The sequence below is a fragment of the Candidatus Streptomyces philanthi genome (genome assembly GCF_059553635.1).
In genome coordinates, this window is the sequence record NZ_JCANQV010000614.1 from 1 (window position 1) to 1,205 (window position 1,205).

Annotated in this window: 1 protein-coding gene; it reads right to left on the minus strand. The window is 77.8% G+C overall.

Going from position 1 to position 1,205, the window contains the following annotated elements:
- A partial coding sequence (locus AC51EU_RS30645; protein ID WP_496270353.1) for a YfhO family protein occupies positions 1-1,205 on the minus strand: 1,205 nt, incomplete at both ends.

The window sequence follows — 1,205 nt, forward strand, 5'->3', positions numbered from 1 at the left end:
GGACGGCCGGTGAGGCGTACGGTCACGGCGCCGCCGGAGGGCACGGTGCCCAGCGCGACGGCCGGGGCGGCGGTGGCGCGGGGGGCGCCCGCGGTGGAGAGCGTGCGGCCCAGGGCCTCGACGCGGCCGGAGGACCACGGCGCGTACCAGACGGCGAGGGTGCCGGGGGTGCAGCGGGCGGTGAGGACGGCCTGTCCGGGCCCCGTCCGCGCCGTCGTGTCCGGGACCTCGTAGACACGGGCGCCCAGCAGCCGCTCCTGCCGGGCGAAGACGGTGTCCGGGCCGCGCGGGGGGAGGGTGCGGCGCACGGTCAGCAGGGGCGCCCCGAGCGTGCGCCGGACCACGGGCCGGCCGTCCGGCCCGTACGCCAGATAGCTGCTCACGCCCAGGACGGCGCGGCCCACCGGGTCCTCGACACTGAGGGTGTGACGGCCGTTCATGTACCAGCCGGCGCCCAGGGACCGCAGGGTGCGGGCCGTGGCCGACGGCAGATAGCTGCTGTAGTAGGCGCCGCCCTCGCCGCCGATCAGCAGCGGGTCGTTGTCGGCGAAGGCGTGCGGGCCCGGGTCGGTACGGGAGGCGGGCCAGTCCGCGCGGACGAGGAGGCCCTCCCGGGCCGCCACGGCGTCCGCGCTGAGCGTCGTCTTGGGCCGGTACCACGCCATACGGTCCCGCGCGGTCTGGACGGAGAGTGCGGCACCGCCGGAGCCGAGGAGAACGGTGCAGGTCAGCGCGGTGACAGCGGCGGCACGGGCGCCTCGCCGGGCACGGAACGCGTGCAGGGCGAGCAGCCCCAGGACGCTGGCTGCGCCGCCCGCCGCCAGCAGCGGCCAGGTCGCCGGGCCCAGCGGCCGGTCACGGCAGGCGGCGGCGAGCAGCGCGGTCAGCGCCGCGCCGGCGAGGAGCGCCACGGGCCGGGGTCGGTGCGCCAGCGTCAGCCAGGCGATCATCGCCAGGATCGCGGCGAGCACGAACGCGGCACGGTACGGACTGCCGTGCGGCATCGTGAACCCGTGCCACAGCAGCAGCGTCGGCCGCCACACGAACGAGTACGCCACCAGCGCCGCGAGCGCGCACCACGCCACCCGCACCCGCAACGGCACCGCGCGCACGAACGGGAAGGCGGCGACCAGCACCAGCCCGAGCACCCCGATCCCGACGTGCGGCGCGGGCTGCCCGCCGAAGACGCCCGGCAGCAGCTGCGC